We start from the raw sequence: 17,787 nt of genomic DNA on the forward strand, positions 1-17,787 counted from the left end.
TTTCATGACGGCGGGGCGAGGCCGGACATGACGAGCGCGAAGAGGTGGTCGCGGCGCGAGGCGAGGGACGGCGCCTGGTCGGTGATCCAGCTGAGCGCGTTGACCAGCGCGAACACGTCCGTCCCGTCGACGTCGGCCCGGATGCGCCCGGCCGCCTGGGCGCGTTCCAGGAGGTGGCCGGCCGCCGAGCGCATCGCCGCGCACGACGCGTGCAGCGGGGACTCCTCGTCGCTGATCGTGGCCATCATCGACGCGGCCAGCCCCCGGTAGGCGCCCGCGCCCCCGATGAGGTCCCCCAGGAACGCCACCAGCGCCTCGTACGGCGCCTCGCTCTCGCCCAGGGCCTGCGCCCGCGCGGCGAGCCGGTCGAAGTTCTGCCGCAGCAGCGCCTCCAGCAGCGCCTCCCGGGTGGGGAAGTGCCGGTAGAGCGTCCCGAGCCCGACCTGCGCGCGCCGGGCGATGTCGCGCAGGGACGCCTCGGTCCCCTGCTCCTCGACGACGACCCGCGCCACGGCGAGGATGCGCTCCCGGTTGCGCCGCGCGTCGGCGCGCAGCTCGGGGGAGGTTTTCGGCGCGGCGGTATCCGGTGATTCGCCCGGCATGCACGGTCCTTCCGTTGACAAGTGGAGCAGTGCTCCAGTTATGATCCGGAGCACTGCTCCGAATCATATCGGGGCCGATTCCGTTGGGAGAACCCATGCCCGCGACCATGCATGCCGTGCGCCTCCACGCCCAGGGCGGCCCAGAGGTGCTCGTGTACGAGGAGATCGCCCGGCCCGAGCCGGGGCCCGGCGAGGTCCTGGTCCGCGTCCACGCCGCCGGGATGAACCCGCCGGACTGGTACGCCCGCAAGGGCTTCGCCGACATCCCCGAGGGCATGCGGCCGGAGGTGCCCCTGCCGTTCACGCCGGGGACCGACGTGTCGGGCGTCGTGGCCGCGCTCGGGCCCGGCGTCACCGAGTGGCAGGTGGGGGACGAGGTGTTCGGGCTGCTCCGCTTCCCGAGCCTGGACGCCAGGGCCTACGCCGAGTACACCACCGCGCCCGTCGCAGACCTGGCCAGGAAGCCCGCGTCCGCCGATCACCTGCAGGCGGCGGGCGTGCCGATGGCGGGGCTCACGGCGTACCAGTTCCTGTTCGACTACATCAAGCTCGAACCGGGCAGCCGGGTGCTCGTCAACGGCGCGGCCGGCGGCGTGGGGCACTTCGCCGTGCAGCTCGCCGTCGACGCCGGCTGCCACGTGATCGGCGTCGCCTCAGGGCGCCACGAGGCGTTCCTGAAGGATCTGGGGGTGGCCGAGTTCGTCGACTACACGCGGGCCGCCGCCGGAGAGGTGGTGCGGGACGTGGACTACGTGCTCGACGGCGTCGGCGGGCCCGAGGCGTACCGGCTGCTGCCGGCGATCAGGGACGGCGGCGTCTACAGCCCCGTCTTCCTCGGGCAGTACGGCGAGGAGGAGATGGCCCGGCGGGGCATCGAGAAGCGCGGGGGCCAGGTGCGCTCGGACGGGGCGCAGCTGGCGGAGCTGGCCCGGCTGATGGACGAGGGCCGCCTCCGGGTCGGCATCGACTCCGTCTTCCCGCTCAGGGACGCGGCCAGGGCGCACGAACGGGCCGAACAGGGACACATCCAGGGCAAGATCGTGCTCCAGGTGACCGCCCAGGCGGGCCTGCCTCTAGCATTTCGCAGGTGACCACCTACGACGATCCCGACGCGTTCGAGTACCTGGACTTCTCGGCCCTGCCGCCGCGCCAGCAGCGGATCCTGGCCATGATCCGCGACTGGGTGGTCAGGTACGGCTATCCCCCGGGCACGCGCGAGATCGGCCGCGCGGTCGGGCTGCGGTCGTCCTCCTCGGTGTCGAAGCACCTGAAGAGCCTGGAGGACAAGGGGTTCCTGCGCCGGGGCGCGACCATGACCCGGCCGATCGACGTGCGGCTGTTCCTGCGGGCCGCGGCGCCGGAGCCCGCCGGCGACGTGGTGAGCGTGCCCGTGGTCGGCGACATCGCCGCGGGCGCTCCCATCCTGGCCGACGAGCACGTGGACGACACCCTCACCCTGCCCCGCGACCTGACCGGGCGCGGCACCGTGTTCGCCCTGCGCGTGCGGGGCGATTCGATGATCGACGCCGCGATCTGCGACGGCGACATGGTCGTGGTACGGCAGCAGCCCGAGGCCCACTCGGGCCAGATCGTCGCCGCGATGATCGACGGGGAGGCCACGGTCAAGGTGTTCCGCCGGCGCGACGGGCACGTCTTCCTCGAACCGCGCAACCCCGCCTACGACGTCATCGACGGCGACGGCGCCGTGGTGCTGGGCATCGTGGTCTCGGTCCTGCGCAGCGTGTGAGCGCCCCCGTCAGGCGAGGACGGCCGGCTTGAGCACGTCCTCGCACCACTGGCGGAAGGTGGTGGGGGTGCTCGCCCGCGACGTGCGGACGGCGCCGTTGTCGAGGCCGGCGTCCTTGGCCAGCGCCATGTCGAGCATCCCCTGGGCCATGGCTTCGGACATCCCTCCCTCGACCAGCCCGGACCTGAACGCCTCGCCCGACAGCCGCTCGAAGCGGATCGGCCGGCCCAGCACCTCGGACATGATCCGCGCCATGTCCTCGAAGGAGAGGTCCTCGGGGCCGAGCACCGGAACCTCCTCGACGCCGCTCCAGGTGTCGTCGAGCAGCAGGCCGGCGGCGACCGCGGCGATGTCGCGGGTGGCGCAGCTCGGAGCCTTGTGGTCGCCGGAGATCGGCGAGGTGAACATGGACCGGTTCCTGATCAGCTCGATCTGGCGCAGCAGGTTGTCCATGAACGAGGGCATCGCCAGCGCCCGGTAGTTCACGCCCGTGCTCGCGATCAGGTCGTCCATGGCGAGGGACGCCGTCACGTACCCGGCGTTCCCGGCCACCGCCGTCCCGCGGCCCAGGGCCGAGACCCCGACCACCCGCTCGACCCCCTGGGCGACGATGGCCTCGCACGCGGGGCGGCTGAAGCCGACGTAGGCGGCCTCGACGCTCGAGGAGCGCGGGTCGGACGGCACCAGCCAGAAGACGGTGCGGGCGCCGGCGAACGCCTTGGTGACCACGTCGAGGTCGCGGTGCGTGCCCACGACGACCTCGGCGTACGCGTGCACCGCGGCCGGGAGCCGGGCGGGGTCGCGCGCGATCACCCGGGTGGGCGCGCCGGCGGCCATGAGGCGGTCGAGGACCTGGCGGCCGATCTTGCCGGTGGGCGCGGTGACGACGATCATGAAAACCCCTTGAGGGAAGTGTCGACGGGAAGGACGGGAGCCAGTCAACCCGGCGCCGCGGCAGACCTGAAGGACCGATTCGATCGCCATTGATACTGTCGAGGTATGAATGACCTGGAGGTCCGGCAGCTCCGCTATTTCGTGGCCGTCGCCGAGGAGCTGCACTTCGGACGCGCGGCGGAGCGGCTCGGCATGGCGCAGCCGCCGCTGTCCCGCGCGATCCGGGCCCTGGAGCGGCAGCTCGGCGTGCCGCTGCTGGAGCGCACCACGCGCCACGTCGCGCTCACCCCCGCCGGCGAGACCCTGCTGCGTGACGCCCGGATCGCGCTCGACGCGGTGACCGCGGCCGCCCGGCGGGCCCGGCACGCCGGGCGGTCCGAGCCGGGGCTGCGCCTGGCGCTGAAGGCCGACTACGACGGCGGGCTGCTGCCGCGGATCCTCGCCGCGTACCAGCGCGAGGCGGCCGCCCTGCCGGTGGAGCTCGTGCTGGGCGGAAAGGGGGAGCAGGTGACGGCGTTGCGCGACGGTCGCGCGGACGTCGCCCTGGTGCCCGCTGCCGTTGACGAACCCTTTGACGTGCATGGGCTGGACGTCGAGCCGCTGCTGACCGAGCCGCGGCTGGTCGCGCTGGCGGCCTCGGATCCGCTGTCCGCCCGCTCGTGCCTGCGCCTGGCCGACCTGGCCGGCAGGGTCCTCCCCGACGGGACGCCCGCCGACGGCCGGGAAGCCTGTCCGGCGACGGCCGGGGCCCGGCCGAGACGCCTGGACCTGGCAGAGATCTTCAACCTGGTCGAGGTGGGCAGCATCGTCTGGTTCCCGCCGGCCTCGGTCGCGCCGCGCCACCCCCGGCCCGGCATCGCGTACCGGACGGTCAGCGATCTGCCGCCGCTCACCCTCACCCTGGCCTGGCCGCACCACAGCCGCTCACCGGCCGTCGCCGCCTTCGTCCGCACGGCCACCGCCACCGCCGCTGCCACCGCTGCGCATCCGGCGGACGAGCGGGCGCCCCAGCCCGCCACGAGCTAGAACCACGCCTCGCCCCGCTCGCCGCCGGCTGCGGCGGCTCCCTAGGCCGCCGGGCGGAGGCGGGCGGCGGCCGTGACGCTCAGGAGGGTGCGGGCCAGGGCGTCGGCCTGGCGCAACAGTGGGGCGTCGGCGCCCGGGCGGGCGAAGCCGGCCGTGCCGGGGCCGCCCGCGGTCCACGGGCCGAGGGCGAAGCGGCGGGGGTGGACGGCGCCGGTGCGGGCGACGAGGCGGCGGTCCGGGAGGCGCACGTCCAGGAGCCCGGACTCCTCGCGGCACTCGCCCCGGGCGAAGAGCGCGCCGAGGAGCGGGTCGGTGCTGCGGGCCACGGTCGGCTCCGGCAACCGGGCCTCCACCAGCGCCCGCGCCGCCACCGCGCCGGGCACGCTCGCGCTGACCGCCCGCCAGACCCCCGCCCGCTCGTCCCGCCCGACCCGGATGCCCTCGCCCAGGAACGTGACCACGCCGGCCCGCGCCAGCGCCCGCAGCTCGGCCAGCCGGGAGGCGGGCGGGCCGCTGGCGAGGTAGTTGTACAGGCCCTGGAACCAGGGATCCGCCGGCACCACCCCGCGCAGCGCGTTCAGGCCGTGGATCAGGGCCAGGTCCGCGCTGTGCGCCGGGTCGGCCCGCCGCTCCAGGCCGGCCGTCAGGTAGCCGGCCATCCACCGGCCCAGCCCGGCGAGGTCGCCGAAGCGCATCCCGCGCAGCGGCCGTTCCAGCCGGTCCAGTTGCAGCCGGTCGGCGAAGCGCGGCACCGACCTGGTGACGAGCGCGCGCATCTCCTTCGTGCCCCACTCGGCCGCCGCGAAGGCGGGCTCGAAGGCGTCCCAGCCCATCCGCGTGCGCGACGGGTGCCCGTTGAACAGCTCGAAGTAGTACGCGTACGCCAGCTCCTTGGCCACCGCCCGCCGCAGCTCCCCGGCAGGCGTGCCCGGGGTGACGAACCTGGGCAGGCCGGGCGGCGGCGCGGCGAGCCGGTAGCCGATCTTGGCGTGGTACGGCACTCCCCTGCGCGACCCCACGTACAGGTGCGGCTCCGACCCGCCGGGCACGTAGCGCAGCTCGCCGCCGTGTTCGGTGAAGCGCCCGCCGCGTCCCGACGTGAGCAGCGCCAGCAGGTCGGCGAACGCCAGCCCGGCGCCCCGTACGAGCACCGGCTCCCCGGCCGGGACCACGCCCGGGTCGAGGTCGGCGGCGTACCCGGCGGGGAGGTAGGCCAGGCCGTGCCGGGCGGCGAAGGCGAGCTCCTCCACCTCCGGCGGCGAGGGCAGCGCGCCCAGGTGGCCCTGTGCGAGCACCACCGCGTCCACCTCCAGCGCTCCCCCGCCGGACAGCTCCACCCGCTGGCCCCCGCGCACGTCGGTCAGGCCGACCGCGGCGGCCCGGTGCAGGCGCACCCGTACGTTGGGCGGCGCGGTCCGCACCACCTGCCCGAAGGCGAAGGAGAGATAGCGGCCGAGGACCGGGCGCGGCGCGAAGTACCCGGGCTCGCTCCCGAGCCACTCGGCCAGCGACGGCCCGGGGCGGAGCGGGCCCTCGCAGCGCACCGACCGGTCGGTGAAGACCGTGATGTCGGCGGCCGCCGAGTTGGCCCACAGCAGGTCAGGCTGGCCCGCGCGCCAGACCCGGCCCGCGCCGTGCGGGTACGGGTCCACCACGTGCACGTCCAGCTGATGGTCTCCGAGCAGTTCGGGGGCGTTGGCGCAGATCCGCTCCACGACGGACGTCCCCGTGGGACCGGCCCCGATCACCGCGACAGCGCTCACCCCGACCCCGCCCCGCTCTCCCGTGGTTGCGCGCCGCATCGCCCCTCCCGCCCAGACCGGGGTCCGCCGGGACACCTCCCCCGGCGGAGCGCTAATACCTACATTAACAGTAGGGATTACGGGAAAGATCGTCAACCCGGCCGGTGCTCGTCCGGCGGCAGGCACACCGTGAGCGCGCCCGCGACGGCCTTGGCCTTGAGCCGGCTGGTGGGCTCGCGCTCCCCGCCGTCGAGCTCGTACCTCAGCGGCACCCCGAACCGGGCCGACACCTTCCTGGCCCGCGTGATCCGGACGAACGGCGAGTCGTCGGAGCGTCCCGCGGCCATCCTGCCGATCACCCGCCCCCATTCGAGCGGCCCCCTGGCGGTCGAGACGCCGACCTCCAGCCAGCCGTCGTCCGGCCGCGCGTCATCGAACGCCTGGACGCCGCCGGCGATCCTGCTCACGTTGCCCAGCAGCAGGCAGCTCGCCCGGCCCTCGAACCAGGTCGTCCCGTCGATCTTGACCGTCATCGGCACCAGCGGCTCGCCGACGTGCCGGACGGCCGCCTTGACGTAGCTCAGCTTGCCGAGCCGCTTCTTGGCCCGCCCGCCGGCGTCGGCGATCATCTCGGCCTCGAACCCAGCCCCCGCCATCACCGCGAAGTGCTCGCCGTTGAGCACCCCCAGGTCCAGCTTCTCCCGCCGGCCGTGGAAGCCGATCCGCACCGCCTCGTCGAGGTCGGCGGGGATGCCGAGGTTGGCGGCGAACAGGTTCGCCGTCCCGGCGGGGAGCACGGCCATCGGCACGCCGGAGCCGGCCATCGCGTCGGCACAGCGCTGCACCATGCCGTCGCCACCCCAGACGAACACCAGCTCGGCGCCCCGGTCGAGGGCTTGCCTGACCTTCTTGGGCGCCTTCCTGCTCTTGGGCACCTCGTACCAGAGGAGCTCGCCGGCGCCCTCTTCGGTGATGAGCACGCGTAATCTGTCCAGGCCGGCGCCTAGGGTCTTCTTGCGGTGCGCGACGACCGCCACGATGGGGGACATGCGTTCGGGACTACCCCGGGCACCGGATTTCAGGCGGAGGAATCAATCCCGCGCGCCGGGGTAGCCGTGCGCGAATGAGTATCCACGGCGACCGCAGGCTGGGACTGCGACTGGCGCTCGCCAGCCTGGCGGTGGCACTCCTCATGATCCCGTTCACCCTGTTGCTCGTCGTGGCCAAGATGCCCGTCAACGGGCTGGACGCGGAGGCCGCGCGACATCTGCACGCGTACGCGCTCACCCATCCCGAGGTGACCACGTTCCTCATCGTGTGGACTGACCTGTTCGGGCCGTGGCCGTGGCGCGTCGCGGTCATCGCGTACGCCGGCTGGCTGCTGTACAAGGGCGCGCCGAGGCTGGCCATCTGGGCGGTCACCACCATCACGGTGGGCGGGCTGCTCGGCCTGGCACTCAAGATCGTCGTGGCCCGGGCCAGGCCGCACCTCCCGGACCCCGTCGCGCTGGCGCCGGGCGACTCCTTCCCGTCGGGCCACGCGGTGAACGTGACGCTCGGCGCGGGCGTGCTCGTCCTGCTCGTCCTGCCCCTGCTGCCTCGGTGGGGGCGGGTGGTGGCGTGGGCCGTCGCGTGCTTCCTGGTGCTGTCCGTCGGCTACACGAGGATCGCGCTCGGCGTGCACTGGGTGAGCGACGTGGTCGCCGGGATCGTGCTGGGCGTGGCCGTGATCGCCGCGACGGCGGCGGCGTTCGAGACGTGGCGGCGCGAGCAGGGACGCAGGCCCGCCTCGCCGCCGGTCGAGGGAGTGGAACCCGAGTTCGTGAAAGCGAGCGATGAGCAGAAGTGAAACGTTACGCGTTATCGATCTTGCTGCCGATGATCCTGATGGCCGCCGTGACGTACGGCGTGGGCAGGGCGATCCTCGCCTGGCCAACCGGTGAGGCGTCGGTGAGCCGGAGCCTGGCCGCCGGCCGCACCCCGCTGTGGAACACGCTCACCGACCTGGGCAGCAGCCTGTCGGACACCCCGTACATCGTGGCGCTCACCGCGATCGCCGCGATCGTCTTCAGACTGGTCTACCGGCGCTGGCGCGAGTCGATCTTCCTCGTCGCGGCCGTCTGGAGCCAGTCCCTCATCTTCCTGGCCACCACCGAGGCCGTCGGCCGGCACCGGCCGCCCGTACAGCACATCGACCCGGCCCCGCCCACCTCCAGCTTCCCGTCGGGGCACGTCAGCGCCGCCGTCGCGTTCTACTGCGGGATGGCGCTCGTCCTGAGCACGCATGTCCGCAACAGAGCGCTCCAGGTGCTGATCTGGGCGCTCGGGATCGCCGCCCCGCTCGCGGTCGGCCTGTCGCGCCTGTACCGCGGCATGCACTTCGTCAGCGACGTGCTCTGGGGCACGCTGCTCGGCGTGGGCTGCGTCGTCATGGCCGCCCGCGCGATCCTGTACGCGCGCGAGCGGCGGCGGCAGCGCTCAGAACTCGTTCGATCGGCGTAACCGCGCGGGCCGGCCGTCGGGGTCCACGACGCTCCGGTACAGCGGCATGGCCAGCGCCCGGCGGACCCGGCCGAGCCCGGGTCGCGGGTGCGGGCGCAGCCGTCCCGGCGGGCGGGGCCCCCGGCAGCCGTCCCGGTGCCAGGCCTCCAGCCGCGCGGCGGACTCGGCGAACGCCTCGTAGGCGCTCTCCGGGTCGAGCAGATCGTCCAGGTCGCCGGGGTCGCGGTCCAGGTGCTCGGCGGCCAGCGTGAGCCGGAGCTCCCTGGCGAACCTGCGGGCCCCCGAGGGCGGACGCGGATCGGGCTCGGCGTCGAGCACGGCGCAACTCAGCTCGGAGTCGAACGTCCACGAGCGCAGGTTCACGTTGTCGGAGCCGACGCTCGCCCACACGTCGTCGACCACGCAGACCTTGGCGTGCACGTACACCGGCGTGCCCCGGTGGTTCTCCAGATCGTAGATCGCGACCCGGCCGTCGCCCGCCCGCATCAGCCTGGCCAGCGCTTCCGACCTGCCGATCAGGCTGGCCGGGCCGGCCAGCCAGCCGTCCTGGTCGGGATGGCGGGGCACCACGATGATCATGCGCAGGCCCGGCTCGCGCTCCAGCGCCTGGGCGAACGGCTCGATCACCTCCGTGGACCACAGGTACTGGTCCTCCAGGTAGACCAGCGATCTCGCCCGCGTCAGGACCTTGCGGTACGCCCTGGCCACGCTGCGCTCGCCCTCCGGCGCGAACGGGTAGGCGTGGCGCAGGTGGGGATAGGTCCTCAGGAGCTGCACGGCGTGCGTGCCGGCCGCCGCCGGCGCGGGGCCGGGCTCCGGCAGCGGCGGCACGTCGGCCATCCGGCTCAGGCGGTCACGCAGCCGCCTGAACGGCTGGCGGGTCTCCGGCGCCGGGTCCTCCCAGCGCTCGCAGAAGACCTTCTCCACCTCGGCCACCGCCGGGCCCCTGATCGCCACCTGGACGTCGTGCCACGGCGGGCGATCGCCGTACGCGCCGGGCATCGGCGCCGCCTGCGGGTCGCCCAGGTGCTCGGCGTCGTCGCGGCGGCTGTGGCACAGGTCGATGCCGCCGACGAACGCCACGTCCCGGTCCGGGCCCCCGTTGTCGCGCCGGTCGTGGCGCAGGACGACGAACTTCTGGTGGTGCGAGCCCCCACGCCGCACCCGGGTGTCGAGCAGCGCCTGCCCGCCGGCCGCCTCGATCTCCTCGCCGAGGTGCCGGTTCTCGGCCGAGCTGAAGCGCAGGAAGTCCAGGTGCGAGCGCCAGATCAGCCCTCGTACCAGGGCTCCCCTCTCGGCCGCCCGCGCCATCGCGGCCGCCACCCCGGGGCCGTCCGGCGTGAGCCGCTCGTCGGGGTCGCCGCGCCAGTCGGTGAACAGCAGCAGGTCGTCCTTGCCCAGGCCGGCCAGGCACGCGGCGAGCTCGGCGAAGTAGGTGGCGCCGTGGACGAGCGGGCGCACCAGGTTGCCCTCCGTCCAGGGCTCGAGCTTGGTCGCGTCGTTCCCGCGTTCCGGGCCGGTGAGGAACCAGTCGTCCAGCCTCATGTACGCCGCCAGCGCGCCTCTCCGAAGCAGTATCCGGCGAACAGCAGCAGCCCGAGGGCCACCACCACCAGCAGCCAGGGCCCGGCCGGAGTGTCGGCGAACGCCCTGAGCGTGGCGTCGATGCCCCCGGCCTTGTCCGGGTCGAAGGTGATGGCCGCCTGGACCACGAAGACGCCGGCCAGCCCGGCGATCAGCCCGCGTGCGAGGTAGCCGGCGAGCCCGAGCCGGTCCATCACCGAGCCGGCCCTGCTCGGCATCGGCCTGAGCTCCTTGCGGAACTCCTTCCTGATGCCGTACCGCAGCCAATAGACGCCGAGCGCGATGATGCCGAGCCCGATCGCGCCCACGACGACCTGCCCGCCGGGCAGCTCGAGAAGCTTGCCCGTGAGGTCCTGGGTCCGCTGGTCGTCGGAGGTGGTCTTGTGCGTCAGCAGCATGGTCAGCAGCGTGGAGCACACGAACACGTAGACCGCGACCCGGGCGATCGGCTCCACCCGGTCCTTGAGCCTGTGGGCGCCGAAGATCGCCTCCGACGCCTGCCACACGGTCAGGGCGGCGAACCCGACGACCATGATCCACAAGAGCACGGCCCCGAACGGCAACGACGCGACGGTGCTGATCGCCCCGTTCTTGTCGGCCTGCCGCCCGCCGTCCCCGAACGCGATCTGGACGGCCAGCACCCCGATCAGCCCGTACAGCACGCCGCGGCAGACCAGCCCGACCCGCGCCAGCTTGTCCATGGCGGGGCTGTCGGCCGCCTGTCGTGCTTTGGCTTTGGCTTTGGCTTCAGCTTCGGTCATGACTTCTCCCAAGAGCTCGTCAAGACCGGCGAACTGCCCCGAATCGCGCGTCGTAGACCTTCACCCGCCGCGACCGGCGGCGACGCCGGCAGGCGGGCCGCCGGAAACCGAGATCACTCGCCGAGATCGAGATCGGGCGGCCTGGCGGCGGAGACCATGGGGGCGGCGTCGCCGACGTGAACGGCGGGCAGGCCACCCGTCCAGGCCCTCACCCACGACGGCTCGGCGCTCATCCGGCCAGGAAATCCCATGGATCACCTGGCGTGCAAGGCCCGCGGGTTACCGTCCTGGGCCGCTGAGCCCCAGCGTCAGGGCAGGGAGCCGGGACTGTCGTCGGCGCGGTGGGACGTCAGGCGGTCGGGGTTCGGCCAGCGTACGCCGTGGGCCCAGCCCGCCCGCTCGAACCAGCGGATCAGCCGCGCGCTGGGGTCGAGCTGCCCCTTGAGCACGCCGTGCCGGGCGCAGGTCGGCTCCACGTGGTGCCAGTTGTGCCAGCCTTCGCCGAGCGTCAGCATCGCCACCCACCACACGTTGGACGAGCGGTCCCGGGTGCGGAACGGGCGGTCGCCGAAGGTGTGGGCGATCGAGTTCACCGACCAGGTGACGTGGTGCACCACGGCGTAGCGGACCAGGCCGCCCCACAGGAGCCCGCTCCACGCTCCCGGCCACGACATCGACCACAGCCCGCCGGCGGCGGCCGGGAGCGCGAACGACAGGAGCACGACCGCCGGGTAGGCGGCGTCGAAACGCCGCACGTCCGGGTCGGCCAGCAGGTCCGGCACCCAGTGCCGGCGGCTGGAGCGATGACGGGCCGTGTAGAACCAGCCGATGTGGGCGTGCAGCATGCCGCGCAGCAGCGCCAGGCCGCTGTCGCCGTAGCGCCACGGCGAGTGCGGGTCACCTTCGCGGTCGGCGTACTTGTGGTGGCGGCGGTGCTCGGCGGCCCACAGCGTGAGCGGGCCCTCGACGGCCATGCCGCCGGCCAGCATGAGCGCGATCCGCAGCGCCCGGTTGGCCTTGAAGGCGCGGTGGGTGAAGAGGCGGTGGTAGCCGATGGCGATGCCGAAGATGCTCACCAGGTACATCGCGACCGCGATGACCAGGTCGCGGGGGCCGATGCCCCAGCCCCAGGCGGCCGGCACCGCGAGGGCCAGCAGCAGCACGGGCAGGACGACCAGGACGACCAGATAGGCGGTGCGGCGGCCGGTGGTGAGCGTCACCGTCTCCACCGTGCCCGGCTGCGGCATGGGTGACGTCACGTTTCCTCCCATGAGCGATACAGGACGATCGGGCTCCTCATTCAACGGCCACGCCCATGGAGTGCGGCAATGTCCTGACAGTAACGGCGTGATTACCGTACGGAAGCAAAACAATGCACTCCGTCGTCATGAAGAAAACGTGCGACACCTCCCTAGATTGTGATTGCACAACGTGATCATCCTTGTGCGCTCCGGCATCAGGCGGAAGGTCCACGGAATGGGTGCTGTCGATCAGGCGACCACGGGCGGGCATCTGGAGAGGTACGACGAGGCGCTGGCCCGGGATCCGATGTCCGCGTTCGGCCTGGTCCGGGAGTGGATGCGGACCGGCTGGCGGAGCCTGTTCGCCGAGTTGCGCGAGCGGCGCCCCGTCTTCGTCACCCCCGCCTTCACGGTCGTGACCCGCTTCGCCGACGTCATCGAGGTGCTCTCCCACGAAGAGGTCTTCTCGGTCCGCGCCTTCGGTCCGCGCCTCGACGCCGCGCTGGGCGCCCCGTTCATGCTGGGCAGGGACGCCACGCCGATGAACTGGCGGGAAAAGGGCCTGATGCAGCTCATGCTCGACCCGCGGGACGCGGCCGGCGTGCGCGAGCTGACCGGCCGCCTGGCCGACGAGCTGCTCGACGTCGCCTGGCCCGACGGCCGCCTCGAAGCGGTCGGCGGGCTGTTCCGCCCCGTCGCCCTCGGCGTGTGCGCGCGGTATTTCGGCGTTCCCGGCCCCGATCCGCAGACCCTGGGCCGGTGGACGCGGGCCATCGTCGCCGACGGCTTCGCCAACTTCCTCGGCGATCCGCAGCTCCAGGCCGCGTCCGTCGGAGCGGGCCGCGAGCTGGTCGGATACCTGCGAGACCGCCTCGCCGCGCACCGGGCCACGCTGCGGGCCGGAGGGGACCTCCCCGACGACGTCTTCACCCGCCTCGTCCGATCCTCCTTGCCCGCCGGGACCGGCGTGACCGACGACCGCATCGTGATCAACATGGCCGGGCTGCCGCTGGGCTTCGTGGAGAGCGCGCCGGGGGCCATGGCCGAGGCGGTCGAGCAGCTCCTGCTGCGCCCGCGGGTGCTCGCGGAGGCCGCGGCCGTCGCCGGGGACCCCGAACGGTTCGATCCGTACGTCTGGGAGGCGCTGCGGTTCAGCCCGTTCTTCAAGCTGCTTCCCCGGATGTGCGAGCGCGACCATGTCCTGGCCGCCGGCACCCCGCGCAGCACGGTGATCCCCGCGGGCACGTTCGTGCTCGCGGCGCCGGCCTCCGCCATGTTCGACGCGGCCGTGGTGCCGGAGCCCGGCGAGTTCCGCCTCGACCGCCCCCGCCACCATCAGCTGTTCTTCGGCTCCGGCCATCACGCCTGCCTCGGCGTGCACGTGGCCGGCCCGGTGATCGCCGAGACCGTACGCCGCCTGCTGCTGCGTCCCGGCGTGCGGCCGCTCCCGCCACCGGCGGGCCGCGTCGAGCGGACGCTCGGGATCTTCCCCGACACCTTCGCCCTCGGGCTGGGCACCGACGGACAGGAAGGCTGACGATGGCGGCGAGCCGAGCACGCAGCATCGCCACGGATGGTCTCGCCAACCGGCTCAGGTTCCTGGCCCTGACCAACGGCCGGCCGTTCTGGGACCTCGTGCAGAGAAGCCGGCCGGTCCGGAGCCGGGTCAACGCCTCGCTGATCGACCATGCGATCCGCGAGATGCCGCCGCGCCCCGAGCCGCTGAGTACTATGGCCGACTACACCTCGTGGGCCTCCTTGACCGACCGCACCTACAGCGGCAGGCACCTGCCCCCGGTCCCCGTCGCCGAGGGCAAGCGGCCCACTCCCGAGAGCGCCGGCGGCCTGTTCGCCCGCGGCGAGTCCATGATCCCCTGCCCGCGTTCCACGGTGCTCTTCGCGTACTTCGCCCAATGGTTCACCGACGGTTTCCTGCGCGGCGACACCAACGTCCCGCGCGACCCGCGCAAGAACAGCTCCAACCATCACATCGACCTGAACCAGGTGTACGGCCTCCACGAGGCGGCGACGGCCGCGCTGCGCACGTTCGACGGCGGGCTGCTCAAGAGCCAGCTCCTCAACGGCGGCGAGTTCCCACCCTACCTGTGCGAGAACGGCAAGATCAAGCCGGAGTTCGCCCCGCTGAGCGTCATCCGCTTCGACCAGCTCTCCGACGCGCAGCGCGACACGCTGTTCGCCACCGGCAGCGACCGGGGCAACGGCCAGATCGGCTTCACCATGCTCACGGTGCTGTTCCTGCGCGAGCACAACAGGGTCGCGCGGCTGCTCGCCCGGGAGCATCCGCGCTGGGACGACGAGCGGCTGTTCCAGACGGCCCGCAACATCCTCATCGTGCTGCTGATCAAACTGGTCGTCGAGGAGTACATCAACCACATCACCCCCTACCACTTCCGGTTCACCCTGGACCCGCGGCTGCAGGCGCGGCTGGAGCGCGCGCCCTGGCACCGGCAGAACTGGGCCTCGGTGGAGTTCAACCTCGTCTACCGCTGGCACAGCCTGATCCCGTCCCACCTGTCGGTGGGCGGGCGCGACCTGCCGATGGCCGAGACCTTCTTCGGCAGCGCGCTGATCCCTGGGCCCGGCCTCGGGCGGCTGTTCGAGGACGCCTCCTGCCAGCGGGCCGGCCGCATCGGCCTGTTCAACACCGACCCCGTCCTGCGCGAGATCGACGTGGCCAGCATCGCCGACTCCCGGGCGCTCGACCTGGCCCCGTACAACAGCTACCGGGAGCACTGCCGCTTCCCCAGAGTGCGGGCCTTCGAGCAGATCTCCGGCGACCGGCGGGTCAGCGGCGCGCTGCGCGAGCTCTACCGCGACGTGGACGACGTCGACCTGTACGTCGGGCTGTTCGCGGAGGAACCCGGATCCCCCGCCGCGATCCTGCCTCCGCTGCTGACCAAGATCATCGCTATCGACGCCTTCTCCCAGGCGCTCACCAACCCGCTGCTGGCGCCGCGGATCTTCAACGCCGCCACGTTCTCCCCGCAGGGCGTGCGGGTCATCGCGGCCACGCGCACGCTGTCGGACGTGCTGCGCCGCAACACGCCGGAGGACCCGGCCCCCCGCCTCGTCAGCATGTCCCGGCGGCCCCGGCCATGACCGGGGAGAAGGATCCGTCCGCCGGGCCGCTGCGCGCCGCGGCCCGCGAGCTGGTGGACATCGCGGTCACGATCCAGGACGCGGCGGCTCACGCCACCGCCGCGCTCACCGACGGCGCGCTGCTGAGCGCCCTGCCGCACGCCCCCTCGGCGGCCCGGCCCGCCTACCGCGCGCTGCTCCGGGCCACGACGAACGGTCAGGGCCTCGGGTGCACGTTCACCGGCGGCCGGCTGGCCACCGCGGCCGCCAAGGCCGGCGCCATGCTGGGGGCCGAGAGCCTGGCCGTACGCGTGCTGGCCACGTCGCTGCGGTTGCGCGTGGCGGCCGTGGCGATCGCTCACCCGGAGCTGATCGAGGACCCCATGCTGGCCCGGCTCATCGACGCGGCCGCCGCCGACCGCGATCTGGAGGCCGTCCGGGCCCTGCGCGCCCTGCTCAAGGACCGTGGTGCGGTGCGCGCCCTCAGCCAGCTCGCCCCGGTCTTCGGCGAGGTCCTCGCGCTGCGCGCACTGCTGGACGAGAACCCGCTCAACGACGCCGCCGCCTGGCTCATCGCGACGGGGAAGGGCTTCGCCACCGCCGATCCGATCACCGGGATGAGCAACAAGGCCATCGCGGTCCTCGACGTCGGGGAAGGCGCCGCGCGCCGGATCGAGCTGGCCGCGGCCGAGTCGGCCCGGCTGTGCACGCGGGGGTCGCTGCTCGGCTTCCTGGGCAACATCAGCACGATCGGCACCACCGGGCGGGCCCTCATCCAGAGCGTCGAAGGACCCGACGGTGTGATCCGCCACGTCCTGCAGGCTCCGGGCATGCGCGTGGGACGTCCCGACGGCGCCTCGCCCCAGGACCTGCTCGGCGCGTTCAGCAGCGCCGTCCTGGCCAGCAGCCCCTACAGCCGCGCCCTGGCCGAGGCCGTCGCCGACTACGGGCTGCCTGCGGGCGCCGAACTGGCGCTCGTCGGGCACAGCGCGGGCGGAGCGGCGATCATGAACCTGGCGCAGGACCCCGGCTTCTGCGCCCGTCACACGGTCACCCACGCCGTGGCCGTCGGCTCGCCCGTCGACTTCAAACGCCCCGCCGACCCGCGCATCTGGGTGGCCAGCGTCACCAACCAGCACGACATCATCCCCACCCTCGACGGGCAGGGCGCCGGCACCTGCTTCGACCTGCATCCCGACTGGTACGTGGTCGATTACGGGGATTCCACCCACCTGTTCCCGCTCTGCCACAGCATCGAGCACTACCTCGCCAACCTCACCGACGACCTGCCGGAGGCTCGCGATCTCATCGACGAGCGGCTCACGCCGTTCCGGGGGCAGGTCGTGCGTTCCCAGGCGTACCTGCTGTTCGACCGCCCGCCCGACCCGGGGGAATCGCCCTTCCTGACCGTGCCCACCCGCGCCGTGGACAGTCCTGAGGGAACCGTCGAGCTGCCGATCAGGTGCCGCGACGGCGACGCGCTCACGGCGTACTTCGCCGCGCGCCCGGCGGCGGTGGCGGGCCTGCTGGAGGGCACGGGGCTCGGTCCCGCCGTACGGGTGGCGGGCCGGGCGCTGGTCGCCGTGCACGCCGCCTGGAACCGGCACACCAGTGCGGGCGGTTACGGGGAGTTGCAGGTCGGCGTCGTCGTGGCTGGCCCGTTCCGCCGACGCTCCCGCTCTTCCGTCCGGTCCGGCCTGCCGGGGCGAGGCTCCCGTCTTTCCGTCTGGCCCGACCTGCTGCGGGCGGCGGACCTGCGCCGCTCCGGCAGCTTCCTCGTCGGCTCCGCGGTCGACACCACGATCGTGCGCGCCCTCGGCCCGCGGCTGTGGGGCGGCGCGACGTACCTGACGCCCCTGGAACTCCGGCTCGGCACCCGGTCCGCCCACGTCAGCGCCGGTCAGATCCTCACCCTGCGTGGCAGGCTCGGCCCGGGACTGCCGCTGAGCGATCCCGGGCTGGTCGGCTACACCCGCGAGGCCGGTGCCGTGCTGCGGTCCTGCGTACGGGCCCGCGGGCAGGCCCGGCTGCACCCGGCGCCGTCACTGCGGCTGGTCGTCGAGCCGCAGTCGGCCCACCCGCTGGCCGGCCGGCTGCGCGAGCTGGGGCTCGACGGCGCCCGCCCGCTGCTGTGCCTGTCGGCCACCACCCGCCAGACGCTCCGGGACGCCGCCGTCCCGGTGCCGCCCGCGTGACGGAGGAGCCATGTCCGCCCGGATCGCCGCGATCCTCGCCCACGCCGAAGTCCTGCGTTCGGACGCCCGCGCTCTCGCCGCCTGCGCCGAGCGCCTGCGCGCGGTCGAGGCGGGGCTGCAGGCCGGCGGCGGGGCACCGCCCTGGCTGCACGCGTCGGTGACCGCCCACCTCGCCGCCTGCGCGGCGGCCGCCGCCGACCTGGAGACGGCCGCGCAGCGCCTGAGCCGCTACGCGGACGAGGCGACGCCGGGGAGACCCCTCAAGATCGTCCCGCGGCGCTGAGCCGCCTGTCCGGGCGCCGGCCCCCGCCGCCGGGCCGGGCCAAAAGTCCGTTGAATGCCCTGTTGCCGCCCTGGTCCGCGCTGTTTCCCGTACTGAGAATCAGTGCTGTGC

16 protein-coding genes are annotated in these 17,787 nt (G+C 73.4%); 9 read left to right on the plus strand and 7 right to left on the minus strand.

What is annotated here, in order from left to right; translation table 11 throughout:
* Positions 1–2 precede the first annotated feature (2 nt).
* On the minus strand, positions 3–602 hold the full coding sequence (locus HD596_RS48150; RefSeq protein WP_221519931.1) for a TetR/AcrR family transcriptional regulator: 600 nt from the start codon (positions 600–602) through the stop codon (positions 3–5).
* 95 nt (positions 603–697) lie between these two features.
* Between HD596_RS48150 and HD596_RS48155 the strand changes: the two genes are divergently transcribed.
* Positions 698–1,693: an NADP-dependent oxidoreductase gene (locus HD596_RS48155; RefSeq protein ID WP_246555370.1), complete on the plus strand. Its 996-nt coding sequence runs from the start codon at positions 698–700 to the stop codon at positions 1,691–1,693.
* Positions 1,681–2,349 carry a transcriptional repressor LexA gene (lexA, locus tag HD596_RS48160; protein ID WP_446685876.1) on the plus strand — a complete coding sequence of 223 codons (669 nt, stop codon included), beginning with the start codon at positions 1,681–1,683 and terminating at the stop codon, positions 2,347–2,349. Before HD596_RS48155 ends, lexA begins: the two co-directional genes overlap by 13 nt.
* 9 nt (positions 2,350–2,358) lie before the next feature.
* On the opposite strand, the gene HD596_RS48165 is transcribed toward lexA, so the two are convergent.
* On the minus strand, positions 2,359–3,243 hold the full coding sequence (locus HD596_RS48165) for an NAD(P)H-binding protein (RefSeq protein WP_185076031.1): 885 nt from the start codon (positions 3,241–3,243) through the stop codon (positions 2,359–2,361).
* A 105-nt stretch (positions 3,244–3,348) separates the two neighbouring features.
* Here HD596_RS48165 and HD596_RS48170 point away from each other — a divergent pair, with 105 nt between their 5' ends.
* On the plus strand, positions 3,349–4,269 hold the full coding sequence (locus HD596_RS48170) for a LysR family transcriptional regulator (RefSeq protein WP_185076032.1): 921 nt from the start codon (positions 3,349–3,351) through the stop codon (positions 4,267–4,269).
* A gap of 41 nt (positions 4,270–4,310) precedes the next feature.
* On the opposite strand, the gene HD596_RS48175 is transcribed toward HD596_RS48170, so the two are convergent.
* Together HD596_RS48175 and HD596_RS48180 are read right to left on the minus strand one after the other, a co-directional pair.
* A complete protein-coding gene (locus tag HD596_RS48175; RefSeq protein ID WP_185076033.1) occupies positions 4,311–6,071 on the minus strand; it encodes an FAD/NAD(P)-binding protein in 1,761 nt (586 codons plus the stop codon).
* Positions 6,072–6,163: 92 nt separating this feature from the next.
* Positions 6,164–7,060, minus strand: a complete 897-nt coding sequence (locus tag HD596_RS48180; protein ID WP_185076034.1) for a diacylglycerol/lipid kinase family protein — start codon at positions 7,058–7,060, stop codon at positions 6,164–6,166.
* Positions 7,061–7,134: 74 nt separating this feature from the next.
* Between HD596_RS48180 and HD596_RS48185 the strand changes: the two genes are divergently transcribed.
* Together HD596_RS48185 and HD596_RS48190 are read left to right on the plus strand one after the other, a co-directional pair.
* A complete protein-coding gene (locus tag HD596_RS48185; RefSeq protein WP_185076035.1) occupies positions 7,135–7,860 on the plus strand; it encodes a phosphatase PAP2 family protein in 726 nt (241 codons plus the stop codon).
* A 29-nt stretch (positions 7,861–7,889) separates the two neighbouring features.
* A complete protein-coding gene (locus tag HD596_RS48190) occupies positions 7,890–8,513 on the plus strand; it encodes a phosphatase PAP2 family protein (protein WP_185076036.1) in 624 nt (207 codons plus the stop codon).
* On the opposite strand, the gene HD596_RS48195 is transcribed toward HD596_RS48190, so the two are convergent.
* The 3 genes from HD596_RS48195 to HD596_RS48210 all read right to left on the minus strand — a co-directional run bounded on the left by HD596_RS48195 (position 8,490) and on the right by HD596_RS48210 (position 12,117).
* The gene (locus HD596_RS48195) at positions 8,490–10,058 is read right to left on the minus strand and encodes a phospholipase D family protein (protein ID WP_185076037.1); all 1,569 of its coding nucleotides are present in this window, start codon (positions 10,056–10,058) and stop codon (positions 8,490–8,492) included. The genes HD596_RS48190 and HD596_RS48195 overlap by 24 nt on opposite strands.
* On the minus strand, positions 10,055–10,858 hold the full coding sequence (locus HD596_RS48200; protein ID WP_185076038.1) for a DUF1206 domain-containing protein: 804 nt from the start codon (positions 10,856–10,858) through the stop codon (positions 10,055–10,057). Before HD596_RS48200 ends, HD596_RS48195 begins: the two co-directional genes overlap by 4 nt.
* Positions 10,859–11,166: 308 nt before the next feature.
* Positions 11,167–12,117 (minus strand): acyl-CoA desaturase, encoded by a 951-nt coding sequence (locus tag HD596_RS48210; RefSeq protein ID WP_313046407.1) that lies wholly within the window; start codon positions 12,115–12,117, stop codon positions 11,167–11,169.
* A 217-nt stretch (positions 12,118–12,334) separates the two neighbouring features.
* On the opposite strand from HD596_RS48210, the gene HD596_RS48215 reads away from it, so the two are divergent.
* From HD596_RS48215 to HD596_RS48230, 4 genes are read left to right on the plus strand one after another with little or no spacing between them, the layout of a single operon-like run.
* Positions 12,335–13,636 (plus strand): cytochrome P450, encoded by a 1,302-nt coding sequence (locus HD596_RS48215; RefSeq protein ID WP_185076041.1) that lies wholly within the window; start codon positions 12,335–12,337, stop codon positions 13,634–13,636.
* A 2-nt stretch (positions 13,637–13,638) separates the two neighbouring features.
* Complete coding sequence (locus tag HD596_RS48220) at positions 13,639–15,219, plus strand: peroxidase family protein (RefSeq protein ID WP_185076042.1); 1,581 nt, start codon at positions 13,639–13,641, stop codon at positions 15,217–15,219.
* Positions 15,216–17,393, plus strand: a complete 2,178-nt coding sequence (locus HD596_RS48225; RefSeq protein ID WP_185076043.1) for an alpha/beta hydrolase family protein — start codon at positions 15,216–15,218, stop codon at positions 17,391–17,393. The genes HD596_RS48220 and HD596_RS48225 overlap by 4 nt, the downstream gene beginning before the upstream one ends.
* A 10-nt stretch (positions 17,394–17,403) precedes the next feature.
* On the plus strand, positions 17,404–17,676 hold the full coding sequence (locus HD596_RS48230; protein ID WP_185076044.1) for a hypothetical protein: 273 nt from the start codon (positions 17,404–17,406) through the stop codon (positions 17,674–17,676).
* Positions 17,677–17,787: the final 111 nt, after the last annotated feature.

The organism is Nonomuraea jabiensis, assembly GCF_014204795.1.
Classification (GTDB): Bacteria; Actinomycetota; Actinomycetes; order Streptosporangiales; family Streptosporangiaceae; genus Nonomuraea; species Nonomuraea jabiensis.

Bases quoted from the DNA above. Each gene is read 5' to 3' on its own strand.
- HD596_RS48150 (WP_221519931.1), bottom strand. From the start codon at position 602: ATGCCGGGCGAATCACCGGATACCGCCGCGCCGAAAACCTCCCCCGAG.
- HD596_RS48155 (WP_246555370.1), top strand. From the start codon at position 698: ATGCCCGCGACCATGCATGCCGTGCGCCTCCACGCCCAGGGCGGCCCA.
- HD596_RS48165 (WP_185076031.1), bottom strand. From the start codon at position 3,243: ATGATCGTCGTCACCGCGCCCACCGGCAAGATCGGCCGCCAGGTCCTC.
- HD596_RS48170 (WP_185076032.1), top strand. From the start codon at position 3,349: ATGAATGACCTGGAGGTCCGGCAGCTCCGCTATTTCGTGGCCGTCGCC.
- HD596_RS48175 (WP_185076033.1), bottom strand. From the start codon at position 6,071: ATGCGGCGCGCAACCACGGGAGAGCGGGGCGGGGTCGGGGTGAGCGCT.
- HD596_RS48180 (WP_185076034.1), bottom strand. From the start codon at position 7,060: ATGTCCCCCATCGTGGCGGTCGTCGCGCACCGCAAGAAGACCCTAGGC.
- HD596_RS48185 (WP_185076035.1), top strand. From the start codon at position 7,135: ATGAGTATCCACGGCGACCGCAGGCTGGGACTGCGACTGGCGCTCGCC.
- HD596_RS48190 (WP_185076036.1), top strand. From the start codon at position 7,890: ATGATCCTGATGGCCGCCGTGACGTACGGCGTGGGCAGGGCGATCCTC.
- HD596_RS48195 (WP_185076037.1), bottom strand. From the start codon at position 10,058: ATGAGGCTGGACGACTGGTTCCTCACCGGCCCGGAACGCGGGAACGAC.
- HD596_RS48200 (WP_185076038.1), bottom strand. From the start codon at position 10,858: ATGACCGAAGCTGAAGCCAAAGCCAAAGCCAAAGCACGACAGGCGGCC.
- HD596_RS48215 (WP_185076041.1), top strand. From the start codon at position 12,335: ATGGGTGCTGTCGATCAGGCGACCACGGGCGGGCATCTGGAGAGGTAC.
- HD596_RS48220 (WP_185076042.1), top strand. From the start codon at position 13,639: ATGGCGGCGAGCCGAGCACGCAGCATCGCCACGGATGGTCTCGCCAAC.
- HD596_RS48225 (WP_185076043.1), top strand. From the start codon at position 15,216: ATGACCGGGGAGAAGGATCCGTCCGCCGGGCCGCTGCGCGCCGCGGCC.
- HD596_RS48230 (WP_185076044.1), top strand. From the start codon at position 17,404: ATGTCCGCCCGGATCGCCGCGATCCTCGCCCACGCCGAAGTCCTGCGT.